Origin of the sequence: Methylobacterium sp. AMS5, from assembly GCF_001542815.1 — a bacterium.
In the GTDB taxonomy this organism is placed as follows: Bacteria; Pseudomonadota; Alphaproteobacteria; order Rhizobiales; family Beijerinckiaceae; genus Methylobacterium.
Genome location: NZ_CP006992.1, coordinates 2,875,715 through 2,892,722 on the forward strand (window position 1 = coordinate 2,875,715; position 17,008 = coordinate 2,892,722).

Annotated in this window: 12 protein-coding genes, 1 tRNA gene and 1 pseudogene; all 14 read left to right on the forward strand. The window is 68.3% G+C overall.

Annotation, left to right across the window (positions count from 1 at the left end; all coding sequences use genetic code 11):
* Positions 1 to 12: 12 nt before the first annotated feature.
* Complete coding sequence (locus Y590_RS12820; protein WP_060770183.1) at positions 13 to 438, forward strand: hypothetical protein; 426 nt, start codon at positions 13 to 15, stop codon at positions 436 to 438.
* Positions 435 to 846: pseudogene (locus tag Y590_RS12825) on the forward strand (type II toxin-antitoxin system death-on-curing family toxin). The gene Y590_RS12820 and the pseudogene Y590_RS12825 overlap by 4 nt, the downstream one beginning before the upstream one ends.
* A gap of 92 nt (positions 847 to 938) precedes the next feature.
* Positions 939 to 2,309 carry an ABC1 kinase family protein gene (locus tag Y590_RS12830; protein WP_060770184.1) on the forward strand — a complete coding sequence of 457 codons (1,371 nt, stop codon included), beginning with the start codon at positions 939 to 941 and terminating at the stop codon, positions 2,307 to 2,309.
* A gap of 112 nt (positions 2,310 to 2,421) precedes the next feature.
* Entirely contained in the window at positions 2,422 to 2,715 is a 294-nt protein-coding gene (locus Y590_RS12835; RefSeq protein ID WP_060770185.1) for an aa3-type cytochrome c oxidase subunit IV, read from the forward strand.
* Positions 2,716 to 2,826: 111 nt separating this feature from the next.
* Positions 2,827 to 3,966: a Re/Si-specific NAD(P)(+) transhydrogenase subunit alpha gene (locus Y590_RS12840; RefSeq protein ID WP_060770186.1), complete on the forward strand. Its 1,140-nt coding sequence runs from the start codon at positions 2,827 to 2,829 to the stop codon at positions 3,964 to 3,966.
* A 21-nt stretch (positions 3,967 to 3,987) separates the two neighbouring features.
* Positions 3,988 to 4,440 carry a proton-translocating transhydrogenase family protein gene (locus Y590_RS12845; RefSeq protein ID WP_004446455.1) on the forward strand — a complete coding sequence of 151 codons (453 nt, stop codon included), beginning with the start codon at positions 3,988 to 3,990 and terminating at the stop codon, positions 4,438 to 4,440.
* A gap of 4 nt (positions 4,441 to 4,444) precedes the next feature.
* Positions 4,445 to 5,845 carry an NAD(P)(+) transhydrogenase (Re/Si-specific) subunit beta gene (locus tag Y590_RS12850; RefSeq protein WP_060770187.1) on the forward strand — a complete coding sequence of 467 codons (1,401 nt, stop codon included), beginning with the start codon at positions 4,445 to 4,447 and terminating at the stop codon, positions 5,843 to 5,845.
* Between the two features lie 94 nt (positions 5,846 to 5,939).
* Positions 5,940 to 7,775, forward strand: a complete 1,836-nt coding sequence (gene recJ, locus Y590_RS12855) for a single-stranded-DNA-specific exonuclease RecJ (RefSeq protein WP_060770188.1) — start codon at positions 5,940 to 5,942, stop codon at positions 7,773 to 7,775.
* A gap of 89 nt (positions 7,776 to 7,864) precedes the next feature.
* A tRNA-Tyr gene (locus Y590_RS12860) sits at positions 7,865 to 7,948 on the forward strand.
* Between the two features lie 286 nt (positions 7,949 to 8,234).
* Positions 8,235 to 8,969 carry a Crp/Fnr family transcriptional regulator gene (locus tag Y590_RS12865; protein ID WP_060770189.1) on the forward strand — a complete coding sequence of 245 codons (735 nt, stop codon included), beginning with the start codon at positions 8,235 to 8,237 and terminating at the stop codon, positions 8,967 to 8,969.
* A 51-nt stretch (positions 8,970 to 9,020) separates the two neighbouring features.
* Positions 9,021 to 9,725, forward strand: coding sequence for an HWE histidine kinase domain-containing protein (locus Y590_RS12870; RefSeq protein WP_060770190.1), 705 nt, complete (start codon positions 9,021 to 9,023; stop codon positions 9,723 to 9,725).
* 210 nt (positions 9,726 to 9,935) lie between these two features.
* Complete coding sequence (locus Y590_RS12875; protein ID WP_060770191.1) at positions 9,936 to 11,921, forward strand: autotransporter assembly complex protein TamA; 1,986 nt, start codon at positions 9,936 to 9,938, stop codon at positions 11,919 to 11,921.
* On the forward strand, positions 11,922 to 16,313 hold the full coding sequence (locus Y590_RS12880) for a translocation/assembly module TamB domain-containing protein (RefSeq protein WP_060770192.1): 4,392 nt from the start codon (positions 11,922 to 11,924) through the stop codon (positions 16,311 to 16,313).
* Positions 16,314 to 16,408: 95 nt separating this feature from the next.
* Positions 16,409 to 16,954, forward strand: a complete 546-nt coding sequence (locus Y590_RS12885) for a hypothetical protein (RefSeq protein WP_210172753.1) — start codon at positions 16,409 to 16,411, stop codon at positions 16,952 to 16,954.
* The last annotated feature ends 54 nt before the right edge of the window (positions 16,955 to 17,008 follow it).

A 17,008-nucleotide genomic window follows, 5' to 3' on the forward strand; every position in this document is an offset into this window, starting at 1 on the left:
TAGGGGGTCCACATGAATGCCAGTCACGCTGCATTTTTCGAACGGCCGGATGCTCGTCCCATCAGGGACGTTCTGAGCCGTCCGGAGATGCTTCCGCAATATGAGTTGCTCAGCAGGCTCGAGATCCCGGCGGTCCAGGCGGCTGTTTGGGAGATCGAGCCGATTATCGAAAAGCTCGATCCCGACATTCGGAATTATGCGATTCAGTCTGCTGGGGCACTGATCGGTGATCTTCTGACGGCCCGCGGGTTTCGGATTGCCCGGGATGCCCGTGGCGAGAAGCGCCGCGGACGCGTGCGGAAAGCACGGTTCGTGAAATCCGGCACGATCTGGGAGCTTCCTGCGGAGCCGGATAGCGGCCATCGTGACAAGGTCGCCAAGATCATGGAAGATGTCATGGTCCGCTACCGGTCAACGCTGACCGAGTTGGCGAAGTGAGCGCAGATCTCGAGGTATCGGACGCTGCCGAGCCCGAGTGGCTGACGGTCGAGGACGTGGAGGACGCCCACGCCCGTCAGCGTCGGATCTTCGGCGGAGCGGCGGGACTTCGTGATCGGGGGGCTCTCGAGTCGTTCGTCGGACGGCCGATCAACCGTTGGCGATACGAGCAAGCAGAACTTGCCGAGCTGGCGGCTGCCTACGCCTTCGGTGTCATCCGTAATCACCTCTTCATGGACGGCAACAAGCGGGCCGGTTTCATGGCGATGACGGGTTTCTGTTGCTGAACGAAATCCCTTTCGAGCCGGACCCGGCAGAGGCGACGGCCATCATCCTCGGCCTCGCCGCGGGCGAGATCGATGAATCCGGCCTGACCCGCTGGATCGCGACAACTGGCCGAAAGCGTAGCGCGGCCCGCGGCGCGCCGTCCCAGCGCCCTGGGCGCGAACCCCGGCAGCGCCTATCTCCGGTCGAGTCCCGATAGGAATCGATCCGAATCCATGGCCGAGACCGACCGCGAAGCCAACCGCTTCACCGCCCGCGCGAGCCGCTACGCCAGCGTCGGCGCCAATGTCGGAGGGGTGGCCGCGCGGATGGCGGCGGCGCGCCTGTTCGGCGGCAAGGACGGCGCGAGCCTCAACAACGCGGCGGCTTTGGCCCAGGCGCTCGGCGGCCTCAAGGGGCCAATCATGAAGGTGGCGCAGCTCCTCGCCACCGTGCCGGACCTGCTGCCGCCGGAATACGCGGCCGAACTGCAGAAACTACAGGCCGACGCGCCGCCGATGGGCGCGGCCTTCGTCAAGCGCCGGATGATGGCCGAACTCGGCGCCGACTGGCAGAGCCGCTTCGGCAGCTTCGATCTCAAGCCGGCCGCCGCCGCCTCGCTGGGGCAGGTCCACCGCGCGCAATCAAGGGATGGCACCCCACTCGCCTGCAAGCTCCAGTATCCCGACATGCAATCGGCGGTCGAGGCGGACCTCAAGCAGCTTCAGGTTGCCTTCGCGCTCCACCGGCGCATGAACTCCTGGCTCGACACCTCCGAGATCGCCACGGAGATCGGCGCGCGGGTGCGCGAGGAGCTCGATTACGGTCGCGAGGCCAAGCATGCCGCCCTCTATGGCGACGTGCTCAGGGACATCGCTTCCGTTCGGGTGCCGGCGGTGCATTCCGACCTCTCGACGAAGCGTCTTCTCACCCTCGGCTGGCTCGAGGGCGAGAAGATCCTGAGCTTCGCGCAGAGCCCGATCGAGATCCGCAACCGAATCGCCCAGGCGATGTTCCGGGCGTGGTGGCATCCCTTCAGCCGCGCTGCCGTGATCCACGGCGATCCGCATCTCGGCAACTACACCGTCTTCTCCGAGGGCGGCGAAGCGCAGGGCATCAACCTGCTCGATTACGGCTGCGTGCGCATCTTCCATCCCCGCTTCGTCGGCGGTGTGGTGGATCTCTACCGCGGCCTGCTGGAAGACGATCGCGCGCGGGTCGTCCATGCCTACGAAGTATGGGGCTTCAAGAAGCTCGACAACGAAACCATCGACATCCTCAACATCTGGGCCCGCTTCATCTACGGCCCGCTACTGGAGGATCGCACCCGCACCGTCGCCGATGGGATCGATCCCGGCGCCTACGGGCGGCGCGAGGCCTTCTCCGTGCATCAGGCGCTCAAGGAGAAGGGTCCCGTCACGGTTCCGCAGGAATTCGTGTTCATGGATCGGGCCGCGGTCGGGCTCGGCGCGGTCTTCCTGCACCTGCGCTCCGAACTCAATTACCACCAATTGTTCGAGGCCGAGATCGAACGCTTCTCGCTCGACACGCTTTCCGAGCGGCAGGGGGCGGCGCTGGCCGCGGTGGGATTGCCCGATCCGGCGTGACAAAAGCCGCCTCACGACATGTGAACCTCAGCGTCAAGCTGATTGCTCGCGGATAAGCGTTGCGCTAAATCCGCGCGTGACAAGCAAAACGATACCAGGGAACGGGCGCGCAATGGCGGACACGAAGACCCTCACCGGCCTGCACTACAGCCCGGCGATGGACGAGAAGACCCACGAGCAGACCTATCGGGGCTTCGTCCGCTTCGTCGAGATCGGTACCGTCACGGTGTTGTGCTGGGTGGCGGCTCTCGCCATCGGCGGCGTGCACGAAGCGTGGGTGACGGCGATCATCGGCGTGCTGGTCTCCTGGGTGGCCGCGGCCATCGGTGCCTTCGTCCCCGCCATCGGCTGGAAGGCCCAAGCTTTCGTCTTCGCCGCACTCCTCGCGATCCTCTTCCTGAGCTGAGGATCGAGACTTCCGGGCCGACTCCTCGAGTCGGCCTTTTCCAGATCTGAACTTCCCAGCAAGCTCGGATACCGGCACGCCGAAAGGCGGCTGTAAGAACGGGAGCAACTGATGCGTATTGCCGTCTTGACGGAGACGGACCCGATAGAACCACGGGTCGCGGCCGTCCCAGAAACGGTCAAGAAGTTCATCGGTCTGGGGTCCGATGTCGTCGTGCAATCGGGGGCCGGTGCCAAGGCCGGCGTTCCCGATGGCGAGTACGAGGCCGCCGGCGCCAAGATCGCCGGGAGCGCCGAGGAGGCTCTCTCCGGCGCCGACCTCGTCCTGAAGGTCCGCCGTCCGAACGCCGAGGAACTGGGCAAGATCCAGAAGGGCGCCACGGTCGTTGCGATCATGGACCCCTACGGCCACGAGGACGAGCTGAAGGCCGCCGCCGAGGCGGGTGTCAACACCTTTGCCATGGAGTTGATGCCCCGAATCACCCGCGCGCAGGTGATGGACGTCCTCTCCTCCCAAGCGAACCTCGCCGGCTACCGCGCCGTGGTCGATGGCGCTGCCGAGTACGGCCGCTCCCTGCCGATGATGATGACCGCCGCCGGTACCGTTCCGGCCGCGCGCATCTTCATCATGGGCGTCGGCGTCGCCGGCCTCCAGGCCATCGCCACCGCCCGCCGCATGGGTGCCGTGGTGACGGCCACCGACGTGCGGCCCGCTACCAAGGAACAGGTCGAATCGCTCGGCGCGAAGTTCGTCGCCGTCGAGGACGACGAGTTCAAGCAGGCCGAGACCTCCGGCGGCTACGCCAAGGAGATGTCGGCCGAGTATCAGAAGAAGCAGGCCGAGCTGGTCAAGGGCCACATCGCCAAGCAGGACATCGTCATCACCACGGCGCTGATTCCCGGCCGGCCCGCGCCGAAGCTCGTCTCCGAGGAGATGGTCGCTTCGATGAAGCCCGGCTCAGTGCTCGTCGACCTCGCGGTCGAGCGCGGCGGCAACGTTGCCGGCGCCAAGGCGGGTGAGATCGTCACCGTCGGCAACGGCGTGAAGATCGTCGGCCACGTCAACGTGCCGGGCCGCCTCGCGGCCACGGCGTCGAGCCTCTACGCCCGCAACCTCTACGCCTTCGTCGAGACCCTGATCGACAAGGAATCGAAGGCGCTGGCGGTGCAGTGGGACGATGAACTCGTCAAGGCCACCAATCTGACCCGCGACGGTCAGGTGGTCCACCCCAACTTTCAGCCCAAAGCCTGATCGGTCGCGGAGGATCTCACCATGGCAACCCCCCTTCCGCCCGTCTCGCCTGCAGAGCAGGCCCAGGCCGCTGCGTCGGCCGCACGCGCCGCGGCTGACATCGCCCATCAGAACGCCGCCCAGGCGCAGTCGATCGCCGACTCGCTCGGTCACGGTATCGCCGCCGCCACCCACGGCGCCGTCGATCCCACGGTGTTCCAGCTCGCGATCTTCGTGCTCGCGATCTTCGTCGGCTACTACGTCGTCTGGTCGGTGACGCCGGCCCTGCACACACCGCTGATGTCGGTGACCAACGCGATCTCGTCGGTCATCATCGTCGGCGCACTCCTGGCGGCCGGCGTGCCGCTCATCGAGAAGGGCACCGGCTGGGCCCGCTTCTTCGGCTTCATCGGTATCGTCCTCGCCTCCGTGAATATCTTCGGCGGCTTCCTCGTGACCCAGCGCATGCTCGGCATGTACAAGAAGAAGGCCTGAGGCGATGTCGGAAAACGTCTCATCCCTTCTCTACATCGTCGCCGGCGTCCTGTTCATCATGGCGCTGCGGGGACTCTCGCACCCCACCACGTCGCGACAGGGTAACCTGTACGGCATGATCGGCATGGCGCTCGCCGTGCTCACGACCCTGGTCGGCCATCCGCCGGCGGGAATCGGCGCCTGGGTCCTGGTGCTGCTCGGCCTCGGTATCGGTGGCGGCGCGGGCGCCGTGATCGCCAAGCGGGTGCCGATGACGGCGATGCCGCAGCTCGTCGCGGCCTTCCACTCGCTCGTCGGCCTCGCCGCCGTGGCGGGTGCGGCGGCAACGCTCTACGCCCCCCAGGCGGTCGGTATCCTCGAGAACGGCCACATCCACAAGGAGTCGCTGTTCGAGATGGCGCTGGGCGCGGCGATCGGCGCGATCACCTTCACCGGTTCGGTCATCGCCTTCGCCAAGCTCGACGGGCGCATGTCCGGCAAGCCGATCATGCTGCCGCAGCGGCACGCCATCAACATCGCCCTGGGCATCGCCCTGGTGGTTCTGATCGCCGTGTTCATCGGCAACGAGAGCAAGCTGGTCTTCTGGCTGATCGTGCTCCTGTCCTTCACCCTCGGCGGGCTGCTCATCATCCCGATCGGCGGCGCGGACATGCCGGTCGTCGTCTCGATGCTGAACTCCTACTCGGGCTGGGCGGCGGCCGGCATCGGCTTCACCCTGGGCAACCTCGCGCTCATCATCACGGGCTCGCTGGTCGGCTCCTCGGGCGCGATCCTGTCCTACATCATGTGCAAAGCGATGAACCGGTCGTTCATCTCGGTCATCCTCGGCGGCTTCGGCGGTGATTCCGCCGCGGCGGCCGGTGGCGGCCAGGTCGAGACGCGTCCCGTCAAGCAGGGCTCGGCCGACGATGCGGCCTACATCATGAAGAACGCCGAGCGCGTCATCATCGTGCCGGGCTACGGCATGGCGGTCGCCCAGGCCCAGCATAGCCTCCGCGAGATGGTGGACATGCTGAAGAAGGAAGGCGTGGAGGTGAAGTACGCCATCCACCCGGTGGCGGGCCGCATGCCGGGGCACATGAACGTGCTCCTGGCCGAAGCCAACGTACCCTACGACGAGGTGTTCGAGCTGGAAGACATCAACGGCGAGTTCCCGCAGGCCGACGTGGCCTTCGTGATCGGCGCCAACGACGTCACCAACCCGGCCGCCAAGACCGACAAGGCCTCGCCGATCTACGGCATGCCGATCCTCGACGTGGAGAAGGCCAAGACCGTCCTATTCATCAAGCGCGGCATGGGCTCGGGCTATGCCGGCGTCGAGAACGAGGTGTTCTTCCGCGACAACACAATGATGCTGTTCGGAGACGCCAAGAAGGTTGTCGACTCGATCGTCAAGAACCTCTGACCGGCCCAAACGACGGGCAGCGCGGCGGGGCGGGCGAGCAATCGTCCGCCCCGCTGTCGTTTGCGGGGCGCAGTCTTCGGGCACGGAAACGGCTATGGTCGGCCGCGTGACCGCCGCCATGCTCATCGATCCCTCCTCGGACCTCCCGCGTCCGTTCCTCGACGTCACCGCCTCGGCGCTCGGGCGGCCTTGGCGCGAGCGCTGCGGCGATCCGGGTCTCCAGGCACTCGCCGTAACGATGACGCAGGCCTACGGCCTGCCGGATCTGCTCGCCCGCGTCCTCGTCGGGCGCGGCGTGCGGCCGGCAGAGGCGGACGCCTACCTCGCCCCGCGCCTGCGCGACCTGATGCCGGATCCATCGGTGCTCGTGGAAATGGAAGCGGCGGTCGAGCGGCTGGCCCATGCCGTGCGCGCCCGCGAAGCGGTGGCGATCTTCGGCGATTACGACGTGGACGGGGCGGCGAGCGCGGCTCTGCTCGCCGACTATCTCCGGGCGCTCGGCGTACCGGTGCGCATCCACATCCCCGACCGCATCACGGAAGGATACGGCCCCAATGTCGGCGCCGTCACGACCCTGCGGGAGGAGGGCGCGGGCCTACTCGTTTGCGTCGATTGCGGTACCGCCGGCCACGAGCCGTTGGCCGCCGCCGCTTCTCTGGGCCTCGACGTGATCGTGCTCGACCACCACGGCGCGCCGGAAGAGCTTCCGCAGACGCGGGCCCTGGTCAATCCGAACCGTCTCGACGACCTGTCCGGCCTTGGCCATCTCTGCGCGGCGGGCGTGGTGTTCATGACCCTCGTCGCACTGGCCCGTCGGCTGCGGCGGGACGGCGTCTTCGCAACATCCGGCGAGCCACGCCTCACCGACTTCCTCGACCTCGTGGCGCTTGCCACCGTCGCCGACGTGGTGCCGCTCACCGGGCTCAACCGAGCCTTCGTCGTCCAGGGGCTCGCGGTGATGCGCGGGCGCGGGCGGCCGGGACTTGCGGCTCTGCTCGACGCGGCCGGACTGAGCGAGCCACCCGAAGCGTGGCATCTCGGCTTTCTCGTCGGGCCGCGGATCAATGCCGGCGGGCGGATCGGCGATGCCGGTCTCGGCGCGCGGCTGCTCACCACCGCCGACCCCATGGAAGCCCGTCGCATCGCCGAGGAACTCGATCGGCTCAACCGCGAGCGGCAGGCCATCGAGGCGCAAGCGGTCGCCGAGGCCGAGGCCGAGATGGATGCCCACCTCACCCGCGATCCGGACCGTCCGGTCCTGATCGCCGCCTCGCCCGAATGGCATCCCGGCATCGTCGGCCTCATCGCCGCCCGGCTCAAGGAGCGGTTCGGCCGGCCGGCTTTCGCCTTCGCGGTCAAGCCCGACGGCAGCGCCGTCGGCTCCGGCCGATCGGTCGTCGGTGCGGATCTCGGCGGTGCCGTGCGCAGCGCGGTCGAGGCGGGGCTCGCGGTCAAGGGCGGCGGGCATGCCATGGCCGCGGGCGTCACCCTCCTGCCGGGAGGCCTCGCCGCCTTCGGGGAGAGTCTCACCCAGGATCTCGTCGAGGCCGTCGGCCGGGCCCGCGCCGCCGAGGCGCTGTTGATCGACGGCACCGTGAGTGCCGGCGGGGCGACTGCCGAGCTGGTGCGCCTGATCCAACGGGCCGGGCCGTTCGGGCAGGGGGCGCCCGAGCCGGTGATGGCCTTGCCCCGCCATCGCATCGTCGATGCCGGCATCGTCGGCAACGGGCATGTCCGCGCCCGCCTCGTCAGCGGGGACGGGCAAGCGGTCGGCGCGATCGCGTTCCGCGCCGCGCAAGGACCGCTGGGGGTCGCCCTGCTCGGCGGGATCGGCCGGAGCTTCCACGTCGCCGGAACCCTCTCGTGCGACCGCTGGCGCGGTGCGGAGCGGGCCCAGGTGCGAATCTGCGACGTGGCGCCCTGTGGATAGAAATTGGGCCAAGCAGATCGGTTGACACCCGATCGCACCCTAATCATAAGGGCCTCGCCCACCGCGCGAGACATGCGGTGACCCGGTTTGGGGGAATGTCCCGAGCGGCAAAGGGGGCGGACTGTAAATCCGCTGCGTAAGCTTCGTAGGTTCGAGTCCTACTTCCCCCACCAAACTTCACGTTGCACAATCGCGGCCGATCAGTTCGTCGCCTGCCGAGGCTTTCGGCCTGCGGCGGCTGCGTAAAAAATTGCGCCTGTTCTGCCTGATCGCGGGGGGCGGCAAGCAAGCTGAACGCTCCTAGAAATGCAACCTGAAGAGAATGCGCGCTACCGCGTTCCCTTCGCCGTGCGGCACGATTCTTTTAGCAGCTAAGCGCTTTCGTGCGCAAAATTAGCGTGTGTTAGTTCAGTTCGGGCTCGAGTGCGCTAAGTTGCCGCAACAGGCCAAGGAAACCCAGTGCCAAACCCGCTCGTCCGCAAGCTGGAAAATTTCATCCGCCTTACTTCCGAAGAGAAGCAGGCGTTGGAGAAGATCGCTCAGCCGACACGAAGGCTCGGACCGCGTGAGGACGTGGTCGGCGATGGCGACTGGCCGCGTCATATCAATGTCGTGCTCGAAGGCTGGGCCTGCCGCTACAAGCAACTCGAGGACGGGCGCCGTCAGGTCATCTCGATCTTCCTGCCCGGTGATCTATGCGATCCGCATGTCTTCGTTCTGCGGAAGATGGATCACTCGCTTGGCACGCTGACCTCGGTGGTGGTCGCCGAGATTTCGGAATCCGCCATACGGGAGATCGCCCTGCAATACCCGCGCGTGGCGGAGGCGTTGTGGTGGGAAATGCTCGTGACGGCGGCGATTCAGCGCGAATGGACCGTCAGCCTCGGTCAGCGGCTGGCGACCGAGCGTCTCGGACATCTGTTTTGCGAACTGTTCCTTCGCCTTCGCGCTGTCGGAATGACGAACGACACGAGTTGCGAATTCCCCATAACCCAGGCCGATCTCGGGGATGCGATGGGGCTTTCTACCGTGCACATCAACCGCACCCTCAAAGAATTGCGGGCATCGGGCTTGATCCGCCTGCGTGGCCGACAGTTGACGATACCAGACTTCTCAGCACTCCAAGCCACCTCACTATTCGACTCGTCTTATCTGCATTACGAGCGCGATCCATTCAGCCAGAACGAGGATTAAAGATCGGCCGTTGGCCGATTTATCGTACTGAGATCAGCGAACGGCTAAGTCATGAACCGAGATCCGCGCGATAGACGCATTGAGGAGTTGGAGGCCGAGAATCGGCGTTTGCGCCGCTTCCTCGATGAGACGGGCTTGCCGGCCGAGCTGCGCCACAAGGTACGCAATACGCTTTCCATGCTGCGGGCGATCATCCGTCGCTCCGCCGAGACCAGCGACTCACTGGAAACCTATGTCGCCCATCTCGATGGGCGGCTCGAGGCGCTCGCCCACGTGCTCAATGCCCTGATGCGCAGCGTACCCGAAGGGATCACCTTGCATTCCCTCGTCGCGGACGAGCTGCTGGTTCATCTCGCGCGCGAGGGTGAGCAGGTCGCGATTTCCGGCCCGAGCCTCCTTCTGTGTCCAGGCGCGGCGGAGGTGATCGCCATGGCCATCCACGAACTGGCCGTGAATGCCGTCGAACACGGCGCCCTGACCGTGCCCCAGGGCCGCATCCACGTGGGTTGGACGCTGTCGCCGCCGACCGGGCCGTCCGGATCCCGCCCGCAATTGACCTTTGTCTGGGAAGAGAGTGGTCTCGCAAACCTCCCACCGGCGCCGTCTCACTGCGGCTTCGGCACCGAAGTGCTCACACGCAGCCTTCGTTATGAATTGAAGGCGGAGACGACCCTCACTTTCGAGCCGCATGGACTGCGCTGTACGATCAGCCTGCCGCTGCCGTCTCAGATCACTGTGGTCGAAGACGACGAATAGAACCGCGTCCCCGAACGCGCTGCGTGTCACGGCAACCGGCCCGATCTGCGGCCCGCCGGGTACACCGTTACATTGTCCACTCACCATTCCTCGATCACGCACTGTGCCAAGCGGGGCCGGGGTAGCCGCGCGACGGATCGACGGGTAGTTAACATCCGGATGCTTTCCTGGAGGCATCGCCCGTCACGAGCCACGGATCCCGCCCAGCGAATGCATGCCCGGATGAACTGCCTGCTGCGTTCGCCGGTTTTTGGTGGCGTTCTTCTAAGTGTCGCGGCGCTGGTCCTTCTACCGCAGCCGGCGGCCGCTTTCGACCTGTTCGGCTTGTTCGGCTCGGATGAGGAGCCGCCAGCTCCGAGCGCGACGGCGCTGCCCTATAGCCTGCGGATCACCGGCACCGACGACTCGGACATTCTCCGTGCCCTGCAGGACACCTCGACGCTCTACCGCCTGCGCCAGGAGGCGCCGCCGGACGGGGAGGGGCTGGTGCGGCGCGCCGAGGCCGATCTGCGCCGCCTGACCGATGTGCTCTCGGGTTACGGCTACTATCAGGGCACCGTCTCGATCCGCATCGACGGAGTCCCGGTCGGTGGCGAGGCCTCGCTCGTTGCCGCCTCACGCGCAGCGGAGAACGCGCGCGCTCGCACGCTCGTGCCGGTCAAGATCGCGGTCGATCTCGGTCCCGCCTACGCCCTGCGCACCGTGAACGTCATCGACCCTCGCGGCCGTCCGTTCTCGGACGAGGTGCTGCCCGAGCGCTTCACCCGCACCGGCGACGACGTTCCGGCTCGCTCGGCGACCGTGCTCGCCCGCGAGGCGAAGATCGTCGATCGCTTCCGCGCCCTCGGCCACCCCTTCGCCAAGGCCGTGACGCGCGATCCCGTCGTGGACGACGCGGCCCACGTTATGGACGTGACCTTCACGATCGATCCCGGGCCGATGGCCGGCCTCGGCGAGGTCTCGGTGAAGGCGACCGACGGCATCGATCCGGCGGTGATCCGCTCGTTCATCTATTCCGAGCCCGGCGATCCCTACTCGCCGAAGGCGGTCTCCGACATCCGTCGCTCAGTCGCCCGCATCGAGGGCCTCGGTGCGGTCCGCGTGCGCGAGGGCGAGAGCCTCGATGCACAGGGCAACCTGCCGATCTTCGTCGAGGTGAGCGAGCGCGAGCGCAACCTCATCGGTGTCTCGGCGCGCTACTCCACCGTCGATGGGCCGGGCGTGCGCGCCTACTACGCCAACCGCAACCTCTGGGGCGGCGGCGAGACGCTGCGGCTCGACGCCGACATCTACTATCTCGGACTCGGCTTCGATCCGTTCGCGACCCAGCGCAAGCTTGCCGGCATCGACACGACCGGCCTCGGCGGGCGCCTCTCGGCGACCTTCGTGAAGCCGGCACTCGGCGGCACCCGCAACGACCTGCTGGCGAACGTCTTCGTCACCCGCGAGGTGCAGCAGAGCTACTTCGTGGACGCGGCCGGAGCCTCAGTCGCGGTCCGCCACCGCTTCTCCGACACCTTCTCGGCCCAGATCGGCCTCGACGGGCAGGTCGGCCGCTCCAAGGATGCCATCGGCACCGTCGATTACCGCCTGATCGGCGTGCCGGTCTCGGTGACCTACGACTCGACCGACAGCCTGCTCGATCCCACCGAGGGTTTCCGCGTGATCGCCTCGGCCGCGCCCTATCCCGGCTTCCTCGGCTCGGATCCGGGCATCTTCGTCGCGAAGGCTCAGGGCTCGACCTATTACGCGCTCGATGACGAGGCGAGATACGTGCTCGCCGGGCGCGTCGGCTTCGGCTCGGTCTCGGGCGCCCGCCTCGATGAGATTCCCGACAATTTCCGCTTCTTCGCCGGTGGCGGCGGCTCGGTGCGCGGCTTTGCCTTCCGCACCCTCGGGCCCCGCGGCCCGTTCAACCTGCCGATCGGCGGGCGCAGCTTGCTCGAGGCTTCGATCGAGGCCCGCATCAAGATCACCGACACGATCGGCATCGTGCCCTTCTTCGACGCGGGCACCGCCTTCGCCTCGACGCTGCCGGATTTCGATGAGCGTATCCGCAAGGCGGCGGGCATCGGCCTGCGCTACTACACCGGCATCGGTCCGATCCGCGCCGACCTCGCTTTCCCGCTCGACCGGATCAAGGGAAACCGCGAGCTGCCGGCCGCCCTGTACATCAGCCTCGGACAGGCGTTCTGAATGGCGTTTTCTGCTCGCGGACGACACCGTCGCAGCCCGGCCGCCACGGCGGGCGAGGGGCGGAGCCGAGCCTACGGCCGAGCGGTGTTCGCGGCCGCGTTCCTGTCGATCGCACTGCTTTTTGCCGCATTCATCACCACCGACGACGCCCGCGCTGCCGATGGCGAGAAGACGGTGCTCGGCGGTCTGCTGTCGAAAGCGCTGTCGACGCCCTCGTCGCAGGTCACGATCGGCGCCGTCGATGGCGCCCTGTCCTCGGATGCCACGATCCGCGATGTGGTCATCAGCGATTCCGACGGCCCGTGGCTGAAGCTCGACCGCGCTCGCCTGATCTGGCGGCGCCTCGCCCTTCTGTCCGGCCGGCTCGAAGTCGATACCCTCGAAATCGGCCGGCTCGAAGTGCTGCGCAAGCCGGTGCCCGGCCCGACGCCGGCCGAGGCCGAGCCCGATGGAAGCCTGCTGCCGGACCTGCCGGTGAAGGTCGAGATCAAGAGCTTCGCGCTGGCCGAACTGGTGCTGGGCGAGAGCATCGCGGGCCAGCCGGCGCGGCTCGCGGGCGATGGCAAGGCGAAGCTTGGAAACCCGTCCGAGGGGCTCGACGTCAGCGCGGATTTCCGCCGCCTCGATGCGGCCGGACGCTTCATCGCCCGTCTGCTGTTCGTGCCCAAGGGCGAGCGCCTGGAGGTGAAGGCGAGCCTCGTCGAGCCGGAGGGCGGCCTGCTCTCGAAGGCGGCGAACCTTCCCGGCACGCCGCCGATCAACTTCGATCTCGACGGTCGCGGCACCCTCGATTCCTTCAACGCCCGCCTCGACTTCGATGCCGGCCCGGAGATCGGTGCGAAGGGCGGCGCGCGCCTCTCGCGCATCGGCACCGATCGGCGCCTGAGCCTCGACCTGACCTCGCGCATCGAGGGCCTGGTGCCGGGCCCGGCTGCTGCGATCTTCTCCGGCGAGACCAAGCTCGACGGCGGCATGGCTTTCTCCGACACGGGGGCGTTCCGCATCGACCGGCTCGACCTCGCCTCGCGCACCGCACGGCTCGCAATCGGCGGCGCCCTGACCGCCGACCGGGTCGCGGATTTCACGATCTCGGCCCGCACGGTCCCGACCGAGGGCGGTGTCACCAAGGCGGCGGATGCCGAGCTGGACACTCTCGTCTTCGACGGAAATCTGAAGGGGCCGCTCTCCTCGCCGCGGGTGAAGGGCAATCTCAAGGCGGCCGGCCTGCGCACCAGCGAATCGAGCCTGGAGCGGATCGATGCCGTTCTGAACGTCGAGCCGACGGGCGCCGACAAGGCGCAGCGCTTCAGCATCACCGCCGATGCGGCCGTGGAGGGCCTCCGCCTCGCCGATCCGGCGCTCCGCCGCGCTGTCGGCAGCCGGGCCAAGCTGACCCTGCGCGCCGCTGCGGGCTCGGACGGCGTCCTCGACGTCACGACCCTGACCGTCGAATCCGATACGGCCCGCGCCGCCTATGCCGGACGGATCGGGCAGAACACGCTGGCCGGCACGCTCGAGGCGGCTTTGTCCGATGCCGGCGCTTTCTCGGGCATCGCGGGACGGACCCTGGCCGGCCGTCTCGATGCCAAGGCGATCCTGAGCGGAGATCCCGCCCGCAAGGCTCTCTCCGCTGACCTCGATCTGCGCGGCGGCGGTCTCGTACTCGGCGACGCGACCGCCGACCGGCTTGTCGGCCGCGCTCCGTCGCTCACGGGGCGCGTCTCGCAGACCTATGACGGCTACGGTTTCGAGCGCCTCCGCTTCGAGGGCGCGGGGTTCGTCGCGATCCTCCAGGGACAGGCGAACGCCAAGATCGCAGACGTCGCCGCCCGCGTCGATCTCAAGACGCTTTCCGCCTTCGACGAGCGCCTCTCCGGGCCGGCGAGCGCCGATGCGCGGCTGACGGGCTCCCTGCTCAAGCCCGCCGTCACCGCCGCGCTCCGCGCACCCGAAGTGAGCGCCAACGGGCGTCCGATCCGGGATCTGCGCCTCGACGTGGCGCTGAACGACCTGCGCGATGCCCTCGACGGCACCCTGCGCATGACCGGCGACATCGCCGGCAAGCCGCTGCGGGCCGAGGCCCACATCGCCCGGCCGAACCGCAGCGACTACGCCCTCGACCGGCTCGCCTTCGCCCTCGGTTCCGTCTTGGCGGACGGACAGGCGGTCGTGAACGCCGACAGCCTCCTCACCGAGGGCGCCTTGACGGTCCGGGCCGGCGATCTCGGAGACCTGTCGCCGCTTGCCCTCGCGCCCATGGGCGGCAGTCTCGATGCGGCGGTGACCCTTTCCCGCATGGGCGGACGCCAGGACGCGACGGTCCGCGCGACGGGCACCAGCCTGCGCTACGACACGTTCGGTCTTGCCAAGCTCGACGCGGATCTCACCGGCCGCGACCTGCGAGCCCATCCGGTCATCGACGGCCATGCCGACGTCGGGCGGCTCGTCGCGGCGGGCCAGAGCATCGATACGGTGCGGCTCACCGCCAACGGCACCGCGGCGGCGAGCGACATCACCCTCACCGCCCAGGCCCGCGGCTTCGCCCTCGACGGTGCCGCGCGGCTGATCCCGGCCGATCGCACGCGGATCGAAATTGCCCGGTTCTCGGCGCAGCGGGGCGGCGACCGTCTGGCGCTGGCCGGCCCCGCCGCGATCATCCTCGATGGTGGCTCGGCGCTGATCGAGAATCTGGTGGTTGCCGCCGGCTCCGGCCGGGTCAGCATGCAGGGGCGAGTCGGGTCCGACCTCGACCTCAAGCTCGGCATCCGTGCCCTGCCGCTGTCGCTCGCGCGGATCGCGAGCCCAAGCCTTGCCTTGTCCGGCACGCTGGAGGGTGAGGCCGACCTGCGCGGGACCGCCGCGCGGCCGGAGGGGCGCTACGCTCTCACCGTCGCCGGCCTCGTGACGCCCGAAACCCGCAAGGCCGGCCTGCCGCCGATCACCGCGCGGGCGAGCGGCCGGCTCAATGACGGCGCGGCCAGCATCGACGGGCGGGTCTCGTCCGGACGCGGCGCTGACGTAACGGTGACGGGCACAGTGCCGGTCGAAGCCGGCGGCGGGCTGAATCTCCGCGCCCGAGGCAACCTCGACGCGGCGCTGGCCAATTCGATGTTGAGCGCGAGCGGGCAGCGGGTTGCCGGCCGAATCGTGCTCGATGCGGGCGTGACCGGTACGGTCGCGGCGCCGAAGGTGGAAGGCTCCGCGACGCTTTCGGGGGGCAGCGTCACCGATCCGCTCAACGGCATCCGCATCACCGACATCCAGGGCCGGGTGACCGGCCGCGGCGACACCATCGTCATCGAGCGGCTGACGGCGGCGACCCGTAATGGCGGGCGCCTTTCCATGGACGGGCGCGTCGCCGTGGAACCGGCCTCCGGCTTTCCCGGCACGCTCCGCATCACCGCCGACCGGGCCGAACTGGTGTCGAGCCCGCTGATGACAGCGGTCTCGAGCCTGAACCTCGCTCTGTCGGGGCCGCTGGCCCGCAAGCCGATGATCAAGGGTCGGGTCGATGTCGTCTCCATCGACGTGTCGGTGCCCGACCGCCTGCCCGCCACGGTGCAGCCACTGCCGGGCATACGCCGGGTGAATGTGACGCCTGAGGTGCGCGAGCGCCTCGCCAAGCGGGCCGAGCGCAGGGCGCAGATCGAGGCGGCCGGCCGCCGGAAGAAGGCGGCCCCGCCCTTCGACGCCGGTCTCGACGTGATCGTGAGCGCGCCGAGCCGCATCTTCGTGCGCGGGCGCGGCATCGACGCGGAACTCGGCGGCGAGTTGCACGTCACCGGCTCCTCGCGCGACCCGCAGGCCAATGGCGACTTCTCCCTGCGCCGTGGCGTGTTCAGCCTCGGCGGCCAGCGCCTCGACTTCACCCGCGGCCGGGTGTTCTTCGCGGGCGACATCGCCCAGCCCGACCTCGATTTTGCCGCCGAGACCAAGGCCGCCGACGTCACCGCCCGCGTCGCGGTCACCGGCCCCGCGGCGCAGCCCGTCTTCGCGCTCTCCTCCGATCCCAGCCTGCCGCAGGACGAGATCCTCTCGCGCATCCTGTTCAAGAAGGCGGCGGCCGGGCTCTCGGCGTTCCAGGCGCTGCAACTGGCCCAGGCCGTGGCGCAGCTCTCCGGCGGGGCAGGGGGGCCCGACGTGTTCGAGGCGGCCCGCAAGGGGCTCGGCCTCGACAGCCTCGATGTCTCGACGGGCGCGAGCGGCGGCCCGGCGGTCGGCGCTTCGCGCTACATCAACGACCGCATCAGCGTCGGCGTGAAGGCCGGCGCCAAGCCCGCCGACACCGCCGCGACGATCAACTACGACGTGACGCGGCGGATCAAGCTGAACGGTGAGGCCGGCAGCGACGGCCGCACCTCGGTCGGCGTCGGCGCGGAATGGGAGTGGTAGGCGCGCTTGCGAGCGTCGGCGAAGCGGCCCGAGACGTCATGAGCTGCGAACCAAAGGGAGCGAGCATGAGGCGGGCTTTCACCCACGCGTCCGGATTGTCCCTCGCTCTTTTGCTCGTCAGCGCTGCCGCGACCAGCGGAGAGTTCACGGATCCGGCGACAGGCTTCTCGGTGACCGTGCCGGACGGCTTCGCCATCCGACCGCCGCGCCAGGACCCCAACCACGAAACCCTGGTCGACATCGTTAGCCTGACCGGGCAGCCGCCGGTCGCGGGACGCAGCGAAGCGCTTTGTGCGGCCGGGTTCAGACGGAATCCGAAGGGCGCGATTGCCTCACAGGACGCGTTGAACGCCCTGCCGGCCCTTCGAAACCGGGTCGCCGAAGCCCGACAGGTTCTGAATGGTCAAGGCCTGGAGACGGAGACCGTCGAGCCGATCCATAGCCGCGACTTCGCCGGGTTCGAGATCGTCTCAATCCCGACGACCGGGCCCGACCACCGCAACGTCCGCATCTACATGGCGATCATGGACCGCGTCATCGGCCGAACGGACATCGTCTGCGCGACGACGAAGCAGGCTCTGCCGAGCGCGCTGCCGGTTTTTCGCGCGATACGCGACGGCACGCGTCCGCCCACACGGTAGGGGTCCGGTCGCATCGGTGCCCGAACGGTTCGCGATGCCGTCGTCGGTCAACTT

What these genes read in the sequence shown, in the direction of transcription:
- Y590_RS12820 (WP_060770183.1), top strand. Translation starts at nt 13, where the DNA reads ATGAATGCCAGTCACGCTGCATTTTTCGAACGGCCGGATGCTCGTCCC.
- recJ (WP_060770188.1), top strand. Translation starts at nt 5,940, where the DNA reads ATGGTCGGCCGCGTGACCGCCGCCATGCTCATCGATCCCTCCTCGGAC.
- Y590_RS12845 (WP_004446455.1), top strand. Translation starts at nt 3,988, where the DNA reads ATGGCAACCCCCCTTCCGCCCGTCTCGCCTGCAGAGCAGGCCCAGGCC.
- Y590_RS12830 (WP_060770184.1), top strand. Translation starts at nt 939, where the DNA reads ATGGCCGAGACCGACCGCGAAGCCAACCGCTTCACCGCCCGCGCGAGC.
- Y590_RS12850 (WP_060770187.1), top strand. Translation starts at nt 4,445, where the DNA reads ATGTCGGAAAACGTCTCATCCCTTCTCTACATCGTCGCCGGCGTCCTG.
- Y590_RS12870 (WP_060770190.1), top strand. Translation starts at nt 9,021, where the DNA reads ATGAACCGAGATCCGCGCGATAGACGCATTGAGGAGTTGGAGGCCGAG.
- Y590_RS12880 (WP_060770192.1), top strand. Translation starts at nt 11,922, where the DNA reads ATGGCGTTTTCTGCTCGCGGACGACACCGTCGCAGCCCGGCCGCCACG.
- Y590_RS12840 (WP_060770186.1), top strand. Translation starts at nt 2,827, where the DNA reads ATGCGTATTGCCGTCTTGACGGAGACGGACCCGATAGAACCACGGGTC.
- Y590_RS12835 (WP_060770185.1), top strand. Translation starts at nt 2,422, where the DNA reads ATGGCGGACACGAAGACCCTCACCGGCCTGCACTACAGCCCGGCGATG.
- Y590_RS12875 (WP_060770191.1), top strand. Translation starts at nt 9,936, where the DNA reads ATGCATGCCCGGATGAACTGCCTGCTGCGTTCGCCGGTTTTTGGTGGC.